This window comes from Flavobacterium sp. (assembly GCF_004295795.1).
Taxonomy (GTDB): Bacteria; Bacteroidota; Bacteroidia; order Flavobacteriales; family Flavobacteriaceae; genus Flavobacterium.
This window is the reverse complement of record NZ_SEBR01000013.1, coordinates 109,274-129,576: the sequence shown is the minus strand read 5'-3', so window position 1 is coordinate 129,576 and position 20,303 is coordinate 109,274. Positions and strand designations below refer to the sequence as shown.

Below are 20,303 nucleotides of genomic sequence, written 5' to 3'. Positions count from 1 at the left end.
TATTAATTACGCATTATCAATTGGTTACATGCGTTCCGGGACCGAAATCCCAAGCAATCCGAAACTCGCCTCGACGATATCCGCGACCTTTTTGGAAAGTTGCGTGCGGAAGATTTTTTCAGACTCGACCTCAGCGCCCAAAATCGGGACGGTTTGGTAGAACGAATTGTATTCCTTGACGAGATCGTAAGTGAAATTCGCGACCAAAGCCGGACTGTGATTGTTGGCCGCATCCTGGATAACCGACGGGAAAGTCGCCACCATTTTCAACAGCTCTTTCTCCTTTTCGTGCAAGTCGTACCCTTTTATTTCCGAAGAAAAATCGAAGTCGGCCTTTCTCAGGATCGAACGGATCCTCGCGTAAGTGTATTGGATGAACGGGCCGGTATTTCCCGCGAAATCGACCGATTCTTCGGGATTGAACAAAATGCGTTTTTTCGGATCGACCTTGAGGATGTAATATTTCAGGGCGCCAAGTCCTATGATGTCGTACAGGCGCGCTTTTTCTTCGTCCGAATAGCCGTCGAGTTTGCCGAGTTCTTCGGAGATTGTCTTGGCTGTCGCCGACATGTCGTCCATCAAATCGTCGGCGTCGACCACCGTTCCTTCGCGGCTTTTCATCTTTCCGGATGGCAGATCGACCATTCCGTAAGACAAGTGAAACAAATTGTCCGCCCAATCGAAACCGAGTTTTTTGAGGATCAGGAACAACACCTTGAAGTGGTAATCCTGCTCGTTTCCGACGGTGTAAACCATTCCGCCAACGTCCGGGAAATCCTTGGTTCTCTGGATCGCCGTTCCTATGTCTTGCGTCATGTAAACCGCCGTTCCGTCAGAGCGCAGCACGATTTTGCGATCGAGTCCGTCGTCTGTGAGATCGATCCAGACCGAACCGTCGGGATCTTTCTCGAAAATGCCTTTTTCAAGTCCGAACTGCACGACTTCTTTCCCCAAAAGGTAGGTGTTCGATTCGTAGTAATATTTGTCGAAATCGACGCCCATTTTCTTATAAGTCTCGCCGAATCCAGTGTAAACCCATTGGTTCATCTTTTCCCAAAGCGCGATGACTTCGGGTTTTCCGGCTTCCCAATCGCGTAGCATTTCTTTTGCCTCCGCACCTAACTTACTTACTTGGTTGAAATAAGTGTCTTTATAGTTAGATCTAAATTGTTTAAAGACGCCTTCATCGGAAAAGTCGATTTCATAATTTGCTATATTATCGATATCCTCCAAGGCTAAAATATGGACTTCTCCATCTTCATTAACCAACTTTTCCGCCAATGAAGTTTGTTTGTCCTTGAGAAAGGCTTTTTTACCATCTAGCGTCTCAAGCCAAGCAGAATATTCTAATTGAAAATCCTTTTCAAATTCAACGTAATATTTCCCGACGAGCTTATCGCCTTTCACTCCGGCGGTCTCGGGCGTTTCACCGTTTCCGAATTTCTGCCAAGCGACCATCGATTTGCAGATGTGGATGCCTCGGTCGTTGATGATCTGGGTTTTGTAGACTTTGTGTCCGGCGGCTTTCAGAATTTCGGCCACGGAATAGCCAAGCAAGTTGTTTCTGACGTGTCCGAGGTGAAGCGGCTTGTTCGTGTTAGGCGACGAATATTCGACCATGACGGCTTTTCCATCTGCGGAAGCGTCAACGAATCCGAACTTGGGATCGTCTTTTACCCGTGCGAAAAAATCGGTGTAAAAATCGTCGGCGATCACGAGGTTGAGAAAGCCCTGGACGACGTTGAACGCCTTGACTTGGGCGACATTGTTCTGGAGATATTCCCCGATCGCATTGCCAATTTGCGCCGGATTTCCCTTGATGTGCTTCAAAAGCGGGAAAACCACGAGCGTGATGTCACCTTCGAAATCGCGTCGCGTAGCCTGGAACTCAAAGTGTTCGACGGCAACTTGGTACAGCTCGCTTACGGCTTTCTGCACGGCTGGCAAAAGGATTTTCTGTGGTGTCATTTTAACTCATTTTTTTAGGCGTGCAAAGATAGATAAATAATTCTTGCAGAAATACCCGCGCGTGAACAGTTGTGGCGCTTGCCGAAGATTTGTGAGCTTTTTGGTGAAATATCCGATGAGTTGACCTGAAAACGATGAAAAACACGGCGTCGGCAGGATTGGAATGTGTAGGAAAAAATGCGTCGGTGAAAACGTTTTCGGATGTTTTTCGGTGAATTACGGCTTTGTGTCGGTAAAATAAAATAATAGGCTAAGTACACGGTTTCAGCGACTTCGGCAATTTCGGTCAAAAAACGTCCGTAGAAATCCTACTTGTAAGAATTTATCCCGTTAAAATAATTATTTTATGTATTTCATCGACTTTAATTGCTTTTAATCGATGTTTTATCACATATTTGTCACGTCAAAACAAACGAAAGGAAAAAGCGTCCCTAATGCTTTATGTCATGAAAAAATTCTTACTCATTTTAACTGTTGTCTTTTCGCTTCCAGTTTTCGCACAGACGATCACTGTGAACACGAATGCGTACAGCGTGCCGCAGCTCGTGAACAATGTGCTGATCAACTCGCCTTGCGTGGAAGCCAACAACATCACCTGGAGTACCGGAACCAATTTTGGGTCTACGAACGGTATCGGCTACTTCCAGAACTCAAACCCGAATTTCCCTATGCAGGCGGGCGTGATCCTGAGCACCGGAAACGTGCTTCACGCGTCTGGCCCAAATACGAGCCTACTGAATGACGGCGCCGCAAACTGGCCCGGAGATCCTGCGCTTGAAGCCACTTTGGCACAGGCCGGAATCTCGATGAATTCGGTAAACGCCACACTTCTTGAATTTGATTTTACCCCTATTTCGCCCCAGTTCAATTTTGATTTTGTGTTCGCTTCAGAAGAATACGGCAATTTCCAATGCCAGTTCTCTGACGCATTCGCCTTCCTACTGACGAACATGAACACAGGTGTCACGACCAACCTGGCCGTCGTTCCCAATACGACTTCGCCTATCTCGGTTGTGACGATCCGCGACTTTTTGTACAACTCGTCCTGTCCGTCGGCGAATTCCCAGTATTTCGGGAGTTTCAACGGCGGATCGGCCGCTGCGGGTTCGGCGACGAACTTCAACGGACAGACGGTTTTGATGAACGCGAGCTCGACTTTGGTTCCGAACACGCCTTATCACATCAAGTTGGTCATCGCCGACCGTACCGACCCGGAATCGGATTCGGCTATTTTCATCGCATCGGACAGTTTCAACATCGGACAACAAGTGCTTGGCCTCGATTTGACCGTCGCCAACCACACCGCGATCTGCTTTGGACAAACTTATGTCCTGAATACAGGATTGAACGCCAGCCAGTACACTTTCATCTGGAAAAAAGACGGAGCGGTCCTTCCGGGACAAAACGGTCCGTCGCTCAACGTGACTTCGCCTGCGACTTACAGCGTGACTTATGCGCCTATATCAAATTCATGTCAGGCTACGACCGATTCGGTTAAGATCGAATTCTATCCGGAATTCGTGGCTCCGAGTCCATCGACACTTTACAAATGCAACACAGGCGCGGCCAACTACACTTGGAACCTCGCTTTGAATACACCTTTGATGATGGCCGGAATGCCAGCTGGAACGACTTTGTCTTACCACGCAACGCTCGACAACGCCAACAACAACCAAAGTCCTTTGCCTACGACTTATTCTAGTCCGGGCAACCACAACGTCTATGTCCGCGTGAACAATCCGGCGAACGGCTGTTTTACGGTGAAGTTCTTCCAATTGGCAGTTACCAATGGACCGGCAATCACGATTCCGCAAAATCCAGTCGCTTGTGAATTGTCACCGACACAGCATTTCGCTTATTTCAACCTTTCGGGATTGACAAGTGGCGTGCTCAACGGACAATCGCCTGCGCTGAACCTCGTGACTTATCACGCCAGTCAAGCCGATGCGAACTCCGGAGCGAGTCCTTATCCGCAATTTGCGATCATGTACAACAACCAGACGGTTTACATCCGGGTGCAGAATGTATCTGACACGACTTGTTACACCACGGCTTCTTTTCAGGTAACGGTAAATCCTTTGCCGCCTGCCGATTTGATGGAAGACGTTTTGGTGTGCGACAGTTATACTTTGCCTGCACTTACGAACGGAAACTATTTCACGGCTCCGAACGGATTTGGAACGCCAATGTTTGCGGGCGACACGATTACTCAGACCACGACGATGTACATATACAACCAGCCTGGCGGTCCGCCGAACTGTGGTTACGGAACCCAGTTCCAGGTGACGGTCCTCAATCCGCTTACGATGTCGCCTTCTGACGGAACGTATTGCGGAAGCTATGTCGTAGGAACGCCAACTTACGGACATTACTACTACCAACCAGGCGGCCAAGGCGGCGCAATTCCTGCCGGCACGCAAATCACCGAATCAACTACGCTTTACTATTTCTTCCAAACCGAAGAAGAGCCGTTTTGCGTCATCGATACTGATTTCGACGTGACTATCGTCGATTCGCAAAGCGTTGGGACATTCGCGAACGTTTACGACTGTACATCTTACATTTTGCCAGCGCTTACGACAGGTCAGTATTTTACGCAACCGAACGGACAAGGCGCGCCGGTTCCTGCCGGAACACAAGTTACCGCGACCACGACTTTCTACGTTTTCCACCAAACCGGGAACGCGAGTTTCAGCTGTACTTCCGAAGCCAGTTTTACGGTTTTCATCGGAGTGACTGTGCCGGCTAACGTAACACAGTGCAATGGTTATGCCTTGCCTGCACTCGCTGTCGGGAATTATTACACCGGACCTGGAGGAACAGGAACAGTCCTGCCTGCGGGAACGCTCATCAATTCTTCACAAACGGTTTACATTTACGTTCCGGGCGGAAGCGATTGCGATCCTAACCGCTCGTTTACATGCGATATTTCGCAACCGGCCGTCGATTCGTTCCCGAACCAGACAGTTTGCGGCGGATTCGTCTTGCCAGCGCTCACGAACGGAGAATATTTTACGGGACCAAATGGATCGGGCACGCCACTTTTCGCAGGAGATTTCATCGGCACGAGCCAACTGATCTACATCTTCAAAAGACTCAATCCGACTTGCGCCAACCAGAGCAATTTCACGGTGACTATCAATCCGGCGCCTGCAATCGATTCGCGCTCCAATATCGACGTCTGTAATTCTTATGAACTCACGGCTTTGTCTATTGGAAAATATTACACCGGACCAAACGGAACAGGACAAATTTTGCCTGCGGGAACGGTCATCACGACATCTCAGGTAATCTACATTTTCGAACAAAGCACTGTCGCGCCTTTCTGTACGGCAGAAAACAGTTTCCAGATCACGATTTATTCGATCGAGGCCGACAATCCGGCTGCCGTTACGGCCTGCGACAGTTATGTCCTGCCTGCGCTTACCATCGGAAACTATTACAAAAATCCGGGCGGACACGCCAACAACGGCGAAAATGACTCGCTTCACGCCGGAGATCTTATCACGCAATCGACGACTTTGTTCATCTACACGGAATCGGGCGAACGCATCAACTGTACTGACGAGAACGCTTTCATGATCACGATCAACCAGTCGCCTCAATTGGCAGCGGTTCCAAACGTGAACACCTGCAATTCTTACCAACTTCCGGCTTTGACGCTGGGCGATTACTACACCGGACCTGGAAAAACGGGAACGTTGCTGCACGCCGGAGACGTTCTGACGCAAAACCAGATTTTGTATGTGTATGCCGAAACGGGCACGACACCAAATTGTACCGATGAAGTTTCGTTCCAGGTAACGATTTTCAATGTGGATGATCTGGCAGATGTGACAACCTGCGACAGTTTTACGCTTCCGGCCTTGACCGTTGGAAAATACTACACCGGACCGAACGGCACCGGAACACATTTGAACGCCGGAACACAAATCAGCCAGACCAAGACGATCTACATTTTTGCACACGCGCCTTTCAGCCCGAGTTGTACTGACGAAACTTCATTCGAGGTGACGATCGTTCCCGAGCCAATTGCACACGCAGTTCCGGCCGCTATCGCCACGACTTGCGACGAAGACGGAACCAACGACGGAATTTTCGCCTTTGACTTAAGCACACTGAACGCAACGGTTTTGGGAAGCCAGACGGGAACTGAATTTGCGGTGACTTATTACGAATCACTATCGAACGCGAACGCAGGAACAAATCCTGTCACGACTTCGACCCAAACTACGGTTTACGCCCGCGTCATGAACAATTTGACGGCGAACTGCTTCAACGTACGTTCGATTTCGCTCCACATCAATGTGTTGCCGGAACCGACTCCTCAAGGCGGTATCGTTTGTTTTGATTCGGAAACACAGACTTTGTTGAATCCTTATATCATCCATAGCGGATTGAGCGCATCGAGCCACACTTTCCAATGGATGGACGAACTTGGAGCAACCGTCGGAACCGGAAGCACTTATACCGCGATCGTTCCCGGAGATTACACCGTGATCGCGATAAGCAATGCGACGGGTTGCGTTTCGATGCCTGTGACGGTGAGCGTAATAGGATCTGAACCCGCGGTCGTGACTTATGAGACAAGTCCGGATTTCAGCGACAATATGTCGATTACGGTGAACGCCGCCGGAACCGGGAATTACGAGTATTCGCTTGACGGGGGCGGATGGCAGGACAGCAACGTCTTTGAGAACGTTTCCTCAGGGACGCACATCGTGACTGTTCGCGACAAAAATGGTTGCGGCACGGCCGAGACAAGTGCTTTGGTGGTGAATTATCCGAAGTTTTTCACGCCAAACGGAGACGGTTTCAACGACACCTGGAACATCAAGGACTTGAGCGACCAACTGCAATCGAAGATCAATATTTTCGACCGATACGGAAAACTCATCACGCAAATCATGCCGAACGGCACAGGTTGGGACGGAATGTACAACGGAAAACTCATGCCATCGACAGACTACTGGTTTACCGTTTCGTATCAGGAACGCGGACAGGAAAAGGAATTCCGCGCCCACTTCTCTATGAAAAGATAGTTTTTATAGTTTCTCATATTAGGTTTCAAGAGGTTTCGCTGAGCACGGAACCTCTTTTTTTTTGCGTCCGATGTAACAATGGGATCCGCACTTAGTCTTATTTCGGATTTCATCTCTAAAATTTCAATGTTCTAAAACGCCACTTTTCAGCGATACACTAAACGTTGGGGCGCACGTCGTCCGCAGAATAAATTAGGAATTGAGTTAAAGAATTTATTTTGTTTAGTCAGAACCTCGGGCGTAATGCACCCGGGGTTTGTTTTTTCTGTAATGATCCAAAGCTGACGATTTCGCAATCCGAAGCCATGAAGAACAAAACACTCCAAATAGCAAAATCGCACAGCGAAATCGATATAATACGCAAATTTATTATGCATGCATAGTACATTTTTGAAAAAACTTCCTTACCTTCGGCGACGAAAATTCCTAAAACTTCATCATAAAAATGAAAATATTAGTCTGCATCAGCCACGTGCCTGATACTACTTCAAAAATCAACTTTACCAACGGAGATACCGAATTTGACACCAATGGCGTTCAGTTCGTAATCAACCCGAATGACGAATTCGGGCTCACGCGCGCCGTTTGGTTCCAGGAACAACAAGGTGCCAACGTAACGGTCGTCAATATTGGCGGTCCCGAAACCGAAGCGACCTTGAGAAAAGCACTCGCGATTGGCGCAAACGAAGCCATCCGTGTGAACGCGAATCCGTCTGACGGATTTTTCGTAGCGAAACAATTGGCCGAAGTCGTCAAGAATGGCGGTTACGATCTGGTCATCTGCGGAAAGGAATCGCTCGATTACAACGGCGGAATGGTTCCGGGAATGCTTGCAGCCTTGACGGGATCGAACTTCGTGAACTCGTGCATCGGCTTGACCGTTGACGGAACAGACGTAAAAGCGACGCGCGAGATCGACGGCGGAAAAGAGACTTTGTCAACTTCGCTCCCGCTGATCGTTGGCGGACAAAAAGGTCTTGTCGAAGAAAAAGACCTGAGAATCCCGAACATGCGCGGCATCATGACGGCTCGTACGAAAGCGCTTCAGGTTTTGGAACCCGTTGCCGCCGACCAAAACACCAAAGCCGTGAAGTTCGAAAAACCGGCGGCAAAAGGTCCGGTAAAGTTGTTTACCGTGAACAATCTTGACGAGTTGGTCAGCGCTTTGCACAACGAAGCCAAGGTCATATAGGGAAAATCCAAATTCCAAATCCCAGTCGTTTTTGGAATCCGGATTTGGTTTGAAACAAAAAATAGTTTAACAAACAATCGACTAAAAATGTCAATCTTAATATACGCAGAATCTTCTGAAGGGAAATTCAAAAAAGTGGCTTTCGAGCTGGCTTCGTACGGAAAAAAAGTGGCGGAATCGCTTGGCACGACAGTGACGGCCGTTACCATGAACGCTTCAAACGTTTCGGAACTGTCGAAATACGGAGTGGACAAAGTGCTGAAAGTGACCTCTGAAAAATTGGGCGCTTTCAACGCAAAAGCTTACGCCGACGTGATCAAACAGGCAGCACAAAAAGAAGGAACAAAACTGGTTTTGCTTTCCTCGACAACCGACAGTTTGTATCTGGCGCCTCTCGTAGCCGTCGGACTCAACGCGGGTTACGCCTCGAATGTCGTCGGGTTGCCGATCAGCACCTCGCCTTTCCAGGTCAAGAGAAACGCTTTCTCGAACAAGGCTTTCACAGTGACCGAAATCGCTACGGACGTGAAAGTTTTGGGTCTTGCCAAGAACTCTTACGGTATTTTCGAAAATGCGGGTTCGGCTTCTGAAGAAGATTTCGCGCCTTCGTTGAACGATGCCGATTTCAATATCAAAACAGATTCAGTTGACAAAACGGCCGGGAAACTCACGATCGCCGACGCAGAAGTTGTCGTCTCGGGCGGACGCGGTTTGAAAGGTCCTGAAAATTGGGGCTTGATCGAAGACCTCGCTTCGGCTTTGGGCGCGGCTACGGCTTGCTCGAAACCCGTTTCCGATTTGGGATGGCGTCCTCACAGCGAGCACGTTGGCCAAACCGGAAAACCTGTCGCGACAAACCTTTATGTCGCCGTGGGAATTTCTGGAGCGATCCAGCACATCGCGGGAATCAACGCCTCGAAAGTCAAACTGGTCATCAACGCCGACGCCGACGCGCCTTTCTTCAAGGTCGCAGACTACGGAGTTGTTGGTGACGCTTTCGAAATCGTTCCGAAACTCACTGAAAAAATCAAGGAATTCAAAGCAAATAATGCATAGTTTACTAACCCAAACTGGCATTGGAGCGGTCTCGAGGTATTTCGGGGCCGTTTTTTTTTGCGAGGTTTCGCGCTCTTTTTTGGAGCTTTTTCCGGCTAACCTGGCACTAGCTTTTTTGCAAAAACCAGTTTTCTAGAGGCTGCAACGAGCTTCCTGCGGTCGCTGTCGCAACCTAAGAAAAATTTGGTTTTTTCTGCGAAAGGCTAGTTGCCGTTATCCGGGCTATTTTCTTTTATCACAAAATCTTTTTTCTTTATTTTTTTCTGTGAAACCGGAACTTATCTCACTTTCGAAACCTAAATAAAAAAGCTGCGCTTTTTTTGGTGTTTGCGGCAGCTTCGCTGCCGGATGTTGTTGTTCGTCGCCTTCCGCGGGACTACTTTTACTTCATTGATTTTTATTGTTTTTTAAAGGATTCAGTGAACCTCGTCCCTCGGTTTGCTTGGCCGCAAAAGTAGCAAAAAGGCCTTGCGGCTGAACCAAAAACGCGACCTGACAGCCTTGAAATTTGGAAAAGAGGCGAACAATGCGCTGTGCCGCTGACGCCTCTTTTTTCCCAAATTTCAAGACGTCAGGTGCCCGCGTTTTGTGCTTAGGCCGCGGACTAATTTGAAGTGTATATTTGCTTTTTAGCTTGCTTCGCAGCGCTAAAAACGGCTCCGTAGCGAAAAACAGGTGTGTCTTTGACGGAAACAGTCGGTTGGCTTTGATCGAGAATCTCGGTTTTTACGTTTGCGCAAAACAACCATTTGGATCAAAAACCTTAACATTTTCTACAGAAAATCTGTAATCAAATCCCAGTTTTTTCCCCGAACTTCGGCCAGACCTAACAAATCTCCGAGATTTGTTAGGTCTTAGAAAAATGCGGCTTCCCAAGGATTTCGATATTTCGAAGCACGGATTTTAGAAGATATAAAGTTCCTATTGTATACATAGAAAAAACAGCTATATCATTGACGCGAAATTGGTTGGCGTTGATTGAGAATCTAGGGTTTTGACTTTGCGCGACACAATCATCCGGATCAAAATCCTTAACATTTTCTACAGAAAATCTGTAATCGACTCCCGATTTTTTCCCCGAACTTCGGCCAGACCTAACAAATCTCCGAGATTTGTTAGGTCTCAGGAAAATGCGGCTTCCCAAGGATTTCGATATTTCGAAGCACGGGTTTTCGACGCCAGAAGTGTCCGGCAAAGGTCGCCAAAATCGGTCGTGCCGCGAGCCTTTTTGTTACTTTTGCGGCGAGGCAAAAGTAAGCCCCGCTGGCAGGCGACGAATCAAAATCAAAGCAAGCGACGGCGCAGCCGGCGAAAATCACCAAACGAGCGCAGCTCGTTCTTTTGACAAAGTGAGGAAAGCTTCCGGTTACACAGGAAATTATAAAGAAAAAAGATTTCGCGGTTAAAAGAAGATAGCCCGGATGACGGCAACTAGCCTTTTGCAGAAAAAACCGAATTTTTCTTGACTTGAAACAGCGACCAACGGAAGCTCGTTTCAAGACATAGAAAAACCGGCTTTTGCAAAAAAGCTAGTGCCAGTCAGCCGGAAAAAGCTCAAAAAAAAATTATTTCTTCACCACATCCCAAGACTCCACTTGAAAAGTTCCAAGAATCCCTGTACGAACCTCGATCTCGAGCAAGTACTCGTTAGGATTTTCCTCAGCGAAAGACAGTACCGTTTCCCGATCGGTACGAAAATATTCAATCTTTCCATCAAACTGGAATTCAATGAAATTACTATCTCTCGACCCCTTTTTTTTGTGGAAATACGTCACTTGGCACTGCCTGATTTCGGGCTTGTTTTGGTTGGCCACGTATCGGTTCACTTCATAAAAGACAATGTCGAACGGCATCGCGACCATTAGATATAAGAAAACGATCCCGCAAGGAACCAGGATAATGTAGCCGATGAGTTTTTGGTGCGGTTTGTCTCTGGAAAGTGCGAGTTCCCTGAGCCATCCGAGACACAAATAAATCAAAAAAATCGCTCCCAAAGTCATTGGAATGCCGTTGAAATACAGGATTCGGTTGCCGTCGTTGATTACGGTCGGCTGAAAAATGGCACGGTAGGCGAAGCTTATCACGAGAATCGTGCCGAACAGCCAACCCAGCAATCGTTCACGCCGTTTGTCTTTGGCATTTTCGCGCGACCGCTGTTTCTTGCCGAGTTTGGTGTGCTTGCCCATCTTGGGAGTTTTCGGAAAGATAAAAAATTAGGCTCGGATCTCGATTTGGCAATTGTCGGTTACGCGGTCGAAGAGTTCGTCCATTTCAGGATTTGTAACCGCGATGCATCCGGCGGTCCAGTTTTTCCAGCGATGGAATTTGCCGCGCCTGCCTTTCCCGTTGCGAAGTCCGTGGATTTTTATGTCGCCGCCTGCGGGCTTCCCGATCGAGATCGCGTATTTCTTATCGGATGCATTCGGATACGAGATTCCTAGATTCTTGTGGAATTGGCTGTTCGCGTTTCGGCTTTCGATAACGTAAAAACCTTCGGGCGTTTTGTTGTCGCCTTCTTGCTGCTTGTGCCCGACGGGATTCTTGCCCAACGCGATTTTGTAGGTTTTCAAAAATTTCGCGTGTTCAAAAACCTGCATTTTCCGCACTGATTTATAGACGACAATCTTGTCGATTCTGGCGTGCTTCGGAAGTTTCGCATCGGGCCAAAAGTAGTAGCCCGAAACGATTCCGATGGAAATCAGCAGCAAAATCCAGATCATTTTACCAGCGGATAACGGCGCTTGCCCAAGTGAAACCTGATCCGAAAGCCGCCAGAACGACCAAATCGCCTTCGTTGATTTTTCCGGCTTCCCAAGCTTCGGTCAAAGCGATCGGAACCGAGGCCGCGGTCGTATTTCCATACTTTTGGATGTTGTTGAAAACCTGATCGTCCGAAAGCTGGAATTTCTGTTGGATGAACTGGGAAATGCGCAAATTCGCCTGATGTGGAATGAGCATATTGATGTCGGCAACCTGTAAATTGTTCTTTTGCAAACCTTCCATGATCACTTCGGAAAAGCGCACCACCGCGTTCTTGAACACGAATTGTCCGTTCATGTGCGGCAGGTAACTTTCGTCCTCGGGATTGTTGTCCGACAAGATATCGGTAACCCAACGTCCGCCCATTCCCGGCGCTGTTACGGTCAGTTCAAGAGCGTGTTCGCCTTCGGAATGCAAATGTGTCGACAAAATTCCTTTGGTCAGATCTTCTTCGCGCGTCAAAATCGCTGCGCCCGCTCCGTCACCGAAAATCACTGAAACCGCACGTCCGCGGTCTGTCATGTCCAAACCTAGCGAATGCACTTCGGAACCGATCACCAAAACGTTCTTGTACATTCCGGTTTTGATATATTGATCGGCGACCGAAATCGCGTAGACGAAGCCCGAACATTGGTTTCTCACGTCGAGAGCGCCGACGGTCCTGAGTCCTAGTTCCTTTTGCACCAAAACGCCCGGACCCGGAAAATAATAGTCAGGGGAAAGCGTCGCGAAAACCACGAAGTCGACTTCCTCTGGCGAAACATTGGCGCGTTCCATGGCGATTCTTGCGGCTTTCACGCCCATAGAAGTTGTCGTGTCTTCTCCTTTTATGATGTGTCGGCGTTGCTGGATTCCGGTTCTTTCCTGGATCCACGCGTCGTTCGTGTCCATAATTTTGGAGAGATCGTCGTTGGTGACCACGTTTTCGGGAACATAAAAACCGAGGCCTGATATTTTGGAATTGTACATATTTTGTCTTTTTGATAAAATTCGATCTCCGATTTTGAACAATCGGCAATTTCAGCGTACAAGATAACAGTTTTGCGTCTAAGCCGAAAATTTTTACCGTTTCGGTAACAACGCGCCCATTTTTGCCACTTATTTACCGAAACACAATTTGTAACTTACGCTTCCAAAACCACAACATCATGATTAAAAACCTTTGTATCGCTTTGCTGGCTCTCGTTTCCGTTACTTTGTCGGCTCAGGAAAACCTTGCTTACCAAAAACCTCCGAAAGAAATTCTGGATCTCGCCGATTATGAGCGCGCGCCATCCGTACAAATGGATTCGAAAATGCAGTACATGCTACTTTCGTACCGCGACACTTACAAAACGCTCGACGATCTGAATCAGGACGAACTGCGTCTGGCCGGGCTTCGCATCAATCCGGTGACGAATATCGGCAGTACGACGACTTTTGTAATCAACCTCAAATTGCGCAAGCTCAAGGACAAAAACGAGGTCCAGATTTCGGGATTGCCGCAAAATCCGAAGATTTCCAACATTTATTGGTCGCCCGATGAAACCAAGATCGCGTTTGCGAATACGACCGCTACCGGAGTGGAACTTTGGGTTATCGACATCGCATCCGCGAATGCGACAAAACTCACCGAAGCCAACGTGAATGCAGCTTTGGGAAGTCCGTTTTCCTGGTATGGAGATGGAAAACGCCTTTTGGTGAAAATCTTGCCGAAAGACCGTCCGAAGTTGATCGACTCCAAAAAAGACCTTCCGACAGGCCCGATCACGTCCCAAACCGACGGTCAGGTTTCCCAAAACAGAACGTATCCGGACATGCTCAAAAATGTGCAGGACGAGAAGAATTTCGAGACGGTCGTGACATCTGAACTTTACACCGTCGACCTTTCCGGAAAGGCCACTTTGTACAAACCGAAAGACATTTACGCATATGAAAGTTTTTCGCCAGACGGAACTTTGCTCATGCTGACGACAGTGCAAAAACCGTTTTCGTACATCGTGCCGCTTGGCCGTTTCCCAATGAAAACCACGATTTACGATTTGTCCGGAAACGAAATCAAGGTCGTGAACGAAATTCCGCTTACCGAAACGATGCCCAAAGGTTTTATGGCCGTGCGCAAAGGCAAGCGAAATATGGGCTGGAGAAGCGACAAACCTGCGAGTTTGTATTATGTCGTGGCTTTGGACCAGGGAAATCCGGCGAATAAAGTTGATTTTCGGGACGAGATTTTTGTTTGGGACGCGCCCTTTTCATCTGACGCAAAATCTTTGCTCAAGACCAAACAGCGTTTCTCGAACCTGATTTGGGGAGACGAACACACGGCGATCGTGACCGAAGATTGGTATGACACGAGAAATACGAAGACGTTTTTGATCGATCCGTCGAATCCTGCGAAAGCCGCCGTGACGATCGAAGACCGAAATTCTCAGGACATTTACAGCGATCCGGGGAATTTCGAGACCGTGAAAAACCAATATGCGCGCTATGTTCTGGCGCTCGACAACGGCAATGCTTTCCTGCTTGGAAATGGATTCACCGAAAAAGGACAGTTTCCGTTCATCGACGCATTCAATGTGAAAACGCTCAAGAAAAAGCGCCTTTACCAATCGGCTTATACCGATAAGAAAGAGGATATTTTCTCGATGGAAGATTTCAGGAATGGGATCGTTCTGGTTCAGATGCAGTCCAAAACCGAGTATCCGAATTATTACCTGAGAGACATCAAAAAGATGAAACTGACACAATTGACCTCGTTCGCCAATCCTTTCGCGAGCATAAAAGACGTTCACAAGGAAGTCATCAAATACAACAGAAAAGACGGAGTTGCATTGTCGGGCACGCTTTATTTACCGAAAGGTTACGACATGAAAAAGAAAGAGAAACTGCCACTTTTGATTTGGGCTTATCCCGAAGAATTCAAGGACAAGGCCAGCGCCGGACAGAATTCCAAAAACCCGAACGAATTCACTTTTCCATACTACGGATCGTTCGTGTATTGGGTAACGCGAGGTTATGCGGTTTTGGACGATGCGTCGTTTCCGATAATCGGTGAAGGGGAAATCGAACCGAACGACACTTTCATCACGCAATTGGTCGACGATGCGGCGGCGGCAATCGATGCTGTGGACAAACTCGGTTATATCGACCGCAAAAAAGTCGCTGTCGGCGGACATTCCTATGGCGCTTTCATGACCGCGAATTTATTGACGCACTCGAATCTTTTCGCTTGCGGAATCGCGCGTTCTGGCGCTTACAACCGTACTTTGACGCCTTTCGGATTTCAGTCGGAACAACGAAATTACTGGGAAGTGCCTAACATTTACGACGAAATGTCACCGTTCATGAACGCCAACAAGATGAAAACGCCGCTTTTGCTCATTCACGGTGAAGCCGACAACAATCCGGGCACTTTCACTTTGCAGACCGAAAGGTATTTCCAAGCGATAAAAGGCCTCGGCGGACCGGCGCGGATGGTGATTCTGCCAAAGGAATCGCACGGTTATGCCGCGAAGGTCAACATTTTGCATTTGCTTTGGGAACAGGATCGGTTTTTGGAGAAATATCTGAAAGGTACAGACGATGCTACTGCCAAGAATTAAATTTAGTTTTTAGTCTTTAGCTTTTAGTTTTTAGTCGTTAGCGTTAAACATTAGCCTCTACTCTTTTTGAACCATTAAGGGCATTAAGTTCATTAAGTTCGTTAAGATTAGACTGACAAATTTAGCCGCGACTCGAATCAAAGGACTGGCGAAGCAACTCACGAATCTCTCCGTGCATTGCTTGCGCAGGTTTGCATCGCTCGAGTCGTAGCTTTTTTAGTATTGACTTAAGGATCGGAAGGATTGTTTGTGACGATTTTAATGCTCTTAATGCTCTTAATGTTCTTAATGTTCTTAATGTTCTTAATGTTCTTAATGTTCTTAATGTTCTTAATGTTATTAATGTTCTTAATGTTCTTAATGGTTCAAAATAAAAATCTGCCGTTTCGACCGCAAATAACCTCAACTTCTTACCGGTAAAAAATCACTGGTTCAAAGAAAGAAAAACGCCTTCCCCATCCAAAATCGGAACGCGATTCTCAAAATAAAGTTTCCCGCCTTCATAACTTGCCTCGATCAGGTAATGGCTTCCGAGGAAATAAGATTGTTTTACGATCGCGCGAAGTCCGGAACCTGAAATCTTGAGTTGGTGCGCGTAAACCAAAAGGGTCTCATCCGAAACGACGGGTTTCAGCAAACGAAGCGGAATCTCGCTCACTTCGCCGAACATTCTCGCGATGTAGAACGTTCCCGGATGCGCGTAAATCGCCTTCGGACGTCCGGTTTCTATGATTTTGCCTTGTTTCATGATTATGACCTCATCGGCAAACGACAGCACATCGTTTCCATCGTGAGTCGCAATGATGCATGAGATCTGTTTCTCGCGAAAATATCGGAACAAATTGCGTTTCAAAGTACTTGCTCTAAAAGCATCGATCTGGCTGAATGGTTCGTCGAGCAAAAGCAGCTCGGGTTCGACTGCCAATGCTTTCGCAAGTGCGACTCTTTGTTGTTGTCCGCCGCTCAGGAATTTGGCTTTTACGTTGGTGTATTCGCTCATTTCGACCATTTCGAGAAGTTCGGCAATGCGCTGTTGTTTCTTGTCTTTATAGATGTTCGACAGATAATTCCCGACGTTTTCCGCCACGGTCGTAAAAGGCATCAAACCGAAATCCTGGGCGAGGTACTTGAATTTGTCGTCACCCGGAATCAGGTTGAACTTCGGGCCCAAAATCGCATTCCCATCGTAAAAAATCGCTCCCGAATCGAGGTCGTATTGTCCGTAAAGCAATTTGAGAAGCGTACTTTTTCCGCAACCGCTTTCGCCTATAAGCGCCAACTGTTTGCCTTTTTCGAGCGAAAAATTTACGTTGTCGATGGTTTTGTTGGTTCCGTAGGAAAATGAGATATCGCGTACTTCGAGCATGTAGCAAAAATACGCATTCGGCATTTGGGAAACGCATAAAAAAAGCAAGAGCGTCATCGTGAGAAAACGCTCTTGCCAACCTAACCAATAAATAAACAAACTAATGTTCTTGTGACCAGGTTACACTTAAAGAAGTGCAATGCACTAATCACACTACAAAGATAAGGGTCGTTTTTCTAAAAGAAATTCAAACATCTGTTAAGTTTAATGCAAAATTTTCATTAACAGATTCCATTTTGGCCCAAATCTGCCAAATATTGAGATTTCAAACGTTTTCGAATACATTGTCCAAAAGCGCTATTGCTTAAAACAGAAGCAAAAACTAAGGAAACCCGTACGAATCAAAAACCTGCTTGCTTCAAATAGGTTTTGTATTGCACCGTATCGACCTTCGCTTTCAAATCGTGCAACAAACTGTAAAGCCCGAAAAACGTACGATTCACATACAAAAAGTGTTTCGAGCCGCGGTTTCCGTTCATTTTTCGGAGTTGTGAATCTTTGGAAAATTCTTCGCCCATTGCCGCCAGTCTTCCGAAAAATTCCTCGTTCGAAAAATCGAAGTTGTCAGTTCTGTAAGGCATTGTCGAGACGTCGAGCAATTCCTTGAAAAGCTTTATCAGATAAGCCTTTTCGGACGGTTTGTCGTCGTGGCGCAAAATCTCGAGCTCGAACAATTTGGCCTCGAACTCTATCGGATTGTCGAAAATTTCGGGGCTGACCAACTCAAAATAAGGGTCGTAGAAATCTTCGGGCACTTGCTTTACGCAGCCAAAATCGATCGCGATCAGATTGGCGTCTTTGTCGACAAGGAAATTCCCGGGATGCGGATCGGCGTGAACGGCTTTGAGTCCGTGCATCTGGAACATGTAAAAATCCCACATCGCCTGTCCCAACTTATCGGCTTTGGCCTGATCTGAGTTTTTGGACGCGAACTCCGATATGTGCTCGCCCTGCATCCAATCCATCGTCAAAATCTTGTCGTTTGACCAATCCGGATAATATTCCGGAAAGCGCAAATTTGGGATCAACGCGCAAGATTCGGCAATTTCCTTGCCTTGACGCAATTCGTTCACATAGTCTGTTTCCTCGAAAAGCTTGTCCTCGATTTCCTTGAAGTATTTTTCGGAATCTTTTCCCTTGATGTTGAACATCCTTATCGCAACCGGTTTCACGATCGCCAAATCGCTCGAAATGCTTTCGGCGACACCCGGATACTGGATTTTCACGGCGAGTTGTTTTTCGTCTTTCTCTGCTTTGTGCACTTGTCCGATACTCGCGGCGTTGACGGAATCTGGCGTGAATTTGTCGAAAAGTTCATCTGGGAATTTCCCGAAATATTTCTTGAACGTCTTTCTCACCAAAGGCGCGCTCAAAGGCGGAACCGAAAACTGCGAAAGCGAGAACTTCTCGACATAGGCTTGCGGCATGATACTCTTGTCCATACTAAGCATTTGCGCCACCTTGAGCGCACTTCCCTTGAGGTTCTTGAGTCCGTCGTAAATGTCTTCGGCGTTGTTTTCGTTGAGTTTGTCTTTGGTCAGTTTCGGATTCACCATTTTCTCGCCGTAATAAGCAAGATAATTGCCGCCAACCTTGAATCCCGTCTTGACGAGTTCGCTGGCACGGCCGATTTTTCCGGTGGGAATTTTATCTAAAGTTTTCATAGTTTGGAATTTAAGCTTGTAACCGATTGGCCATAAGCTGTTTTTCCGATACTTGTGTCGGATTTTTGTTTTTCGGATGCGACGGCGGTTTCCAGAAGCAGCTGCCGGATCAAAAGCGTGTGGCCTGCTTCTGCTTCTGCTTCTGCAACTGCCACTGCTTCTGCTTCTGCAACTAATTCTTCCAGAGAAACTTCCCCAGGTCGATCAAATTTTCAAGCGGTTTGGTGTCAAGCAAACTCACGACCGTATTCACCGATTTTTCGATGATGATATCGGTTTTCTCAAAACCTTTGGAATTGTCGTCGAGCCAGAATTTGAGGATGAACAGGAATTGCACCCACGCGCCTTCGCTCAAAACGGGTTCTGTCAAATCGCGTACTTTCCTGAATTTCTCGGGATTCTGCGTTTTCAGCAATTCCTCGACATACTCCTTGAAGCGATTCCTGAATTGTTTTAGGTCAGTGAGATTTTTGAGACCTTGTTTGTTATCGCGCAACGACCACGAAACATAAGTTCTGTTCAAGGTCAGGATCTCGAAAATCGTGTAGTACAAAGTGAGCAATTTGTCTTTTTCAGAATACCCTTGATAATCTTGGGATTGTGCCATTATCGCTTCGGCATTCTCGAAAAACTTGACCCAAATTTCTTGTCTGATCGAGCCCAGCGAATTGAAAAACTGGTAAAACTGGGTTTCTTCTATGTGGTTTCTTTTGCAGAAAATATAAACGTTTCCAGGTTCGGAATTGTGTTGCAGCACGTCATTCATATAAAGTTCGACAATCTTGTCGTCCGTAACGAATTGATTTTGCTGATTGGGTTTGTTTGCTGTCGCCATGATGTGTTCTTTGGTTGTTCAAAGATAAAAAGGACAGAGTTGGCTGATTTGCAAAACGTTGTTAATATTCGTTCAAAAAAAATGAAAGATCGGGACACAAAAAAAGCCGCACGAGGCGACTTTTGATGTTTTATGCGATTTGGTTTACTGTCCGTTTTGGGCGTCCTGAACCATTTTCTGGTTGGCGACGATCGCGAATTCCACGCGTCTGTTTTGGGCGCGTCCGTCAGCGGTTTCGTTAGTTGCGATCGGGTCGGCGATTCCGTAACCTGTTGTCGTGAATCGGCTTGAAGACAACCCTTTTCCGGAGAGATAACTTCTTACCGAAGCCGCGCGCTGCTCTGAAAGCGTCAAGTTGTGCTCGACCGTTCCTGTGTTGTCGGTGTATCCGAAAATCGTGATGTTCGTATCTGGATAATTGTTGAAAACCGGAATCAGCTTGTCGAGATTGGCCTTGGCCGTTGGCGTCAAAGTCGATTTGTTCACGTCGAAACGCACGGCATTTTCCTTGAGCGTCAATTTGATTCCCTCGCCTACTCTTTCCACTTCGGCTCCGGGAACGGCGTTGTCGATTTCACGCGCCTGTTTGTCCATTCGGTTCCCGATGACGCCACCCGCGACACCACCGATGATTCCTCCGGCAATCGCTCCGAGCGCGCCTCTTCCGCCTTTTCCTACGTTGTTTCCGAGAACGCCGCCAATTACGGCTCCACTTACGGCACCAACGGCGGCGCCTCTTTGGGTTTGATTCGTATTCTGTACGGCCTCACATCCGGTAATCGACATCGATACCGTCGTGATTATCGCCATGGCTATGATAGTCAGTTTTTTCATTTTGT

At 47.3% G+C, this 20,303-nt stretch carries 11 protein-coding genes and 2 pseudogenes; 4 read left to right on the top strand and 9 right to left on the bottom strand.

Going from position 1 to position 20,303, the window contains the following annotated elements; translation table 11 throughout:
* Positions 1-24: 24 nt before the first annotated feature.
* Positions 25-1,194: pseudogene (gene argS, locus EOO49_RS19315) on the bottom strand (arginine--tRNA ligase); the annotation flags it as partial.
* A gap of 129 nt (positions 1,195-1,323) precedes the next feature.
* Positions 1,324-1,968 (bottom strand): annotated as a pseudogene (gene argS, locus EOO49_RS19310) (arginine--tRNA ligase); the annotation flags it as partial.
* A 446-nt stretch (positions 1,969-2,414) separates the two neighbouring features.
* On the opposite strand from argS (EOO49_RS19310), the gene EOO49_RS12340 reads away from it, so the two are divergent.
* The 3 genes from EOO49_RS12340 (at position 2,415) to EOO49_RS12330 (ending at position 9,258) form a co-directional block, all read left to right on the top strand.
* Complete coding sequence (locus EOO49_RS12340; RefSeq protein ID WP_290846106.1) at positions 2,415-7,010, top strand: T9SS type B sorting domain-containing protein; 4,596 nt, start codon at positions 2,415-2,417, stop codon at positions 7,008-7,010.
* Positions 7,011-7,455: 445 nt separating this feature from the next.
* Complete coding sequence (locus EOO49_RS12335) at positions 7,456-8,202, top strand: electron transfer flavoprotein subunit beta/FixA family protein (protein WP_290846104.1); 747 nt, start codon at positions 7,456-7,458, stop codon at positions 8,200-8,202.
* Between the two features lie 87 nt (positions 8,203-8,289).
* Positions 8,290-9,258, top strand: coding sequence for an electron transfer flavoprotein subunit alpha/FixB family protein (locus tag EOO49_RS12330; protein ID WP_290846102.1), 969 nt, complete (start codon positions 8,290-8,292; stop codon positions 9,256-9,258).
* Positions 9,259-10,823: 1,565 nt separating this feature from the next.
* Here the strand turns inward: EOO49_RS12330 and EOO49_RS12325 are convergent.
* Genes EOO49_RS12325 through EOO49_RS12315 form a run of 3 tightly spaced genes read right to left on the bottom strand, consistent with a single transcriptional unit; the run spans position 10,824 to position 12,987 of the window.
* Entirely contained in the window at positions 10,824-11,444 is a 621-nt protein-coding gene (locus EOO49_RS12325) for a hypothetical protein (RefSeq protein ID WP_290846100.1), read from the bottom strand.
* 27 nt (positions 11,445-11,471) lie between these two features.
* On the bottom strand, positions 11,472-11,978 hold the full coding sequence (locus tag EOO49_RS12320; RefSeq protein ID WP_290846098.1) for a L,D-transpeptidase family protein: 507 nt from the start codon (positions 11,976-11,978) through the stop codon (positions 11,472-11,474).
* A gap of 1 nt (position 11,979) precedes the next feature.
* Complete coding sequence (locus EOO49_RS12315; protein WP_290846096.1) at positions 11,980-12,987, bottom strand: 3-oxoacyl-ACP synthase III family protein; 1,008 nt, start codon at positions 12,985-12,987, stop codon at positions 11,980-11,982.
* 179 nt (positions 12,988-13,166) lie between these two features.
* Between EOO49_RS12315 and EOO49_RS12310 the strand changes: the two genes are divergently transcribed.
* Positions 13,167-15,599 (top strand): prolyl oligopeptidase family serine peptidase, encoded by a 2,433-nt coding sequence (locus EOO49_RS12310; protein WP_290846094.1) that lies wholly within the window; start codon positions 13,167-13,169, stop codon positions 15,597-15,599.
* Positions 15,600-16,023: 424 nt separating this feature from the next.
* On the opposite strand, the gene EOO49_RS12305 is transcribed toward EOO49_RS12310, so the two are convergent.
* From EOO49_RS12305 to EOO49_RS12290, 4 genes are all read right to left on the bottom strand, one after another.
* The gene (locus tag EOO49_RS12305; protein WP_290846093.1) at positions 16,024-16,965 is read right to left on the bottom strand and encodes an ABC transporter ATP-binding protein; all 942 of its coding nucleotides are present in this window, start codon (positions 16,963-16,965) and stop codon (positions 16,024-16,026) included.
* Positions 16,966-17,306: 341 nt separating this feature from the next.
* The gene (locus tag EOO49_RS12300; protein ID WP_290846091.1) at positions 17,307-18,629 is read right to left on the bottom strand and encodes an AarF/UbiB family protein; all 1,323 of its coding nucleotides are present in this window, start codon (positions 18,627-18,629) and stop codon (positions 17,307-17,309) included.
* A gap of 172 nt (positions 18,630-18,801) precedes the next feature.
* Positions 18,802-19,464, bottom strand: coding sequence for a TetR family transcriptional regulator C-terminal domain-containing protein (locus EOO49_RS12295; protein ID WP_290846089.1), 663 nt, complete (start codon positions 19,462-19,464; stop codon positions 18,802-18,804).
* Between the two features lie 144 nt (positions 19,465-19,608).
* Positions 19,609-20,298, bottom strand: coding sequence for an OmpA family protein (locus EOO49_RS12290; protein ID WP_290846087.1), 690 nt, complete (start codon positions 20,296-20,298; stop codon positions 19,609-19,611).
* Positions 20,299-20,303: the final 5 nt, after the last annotated feature.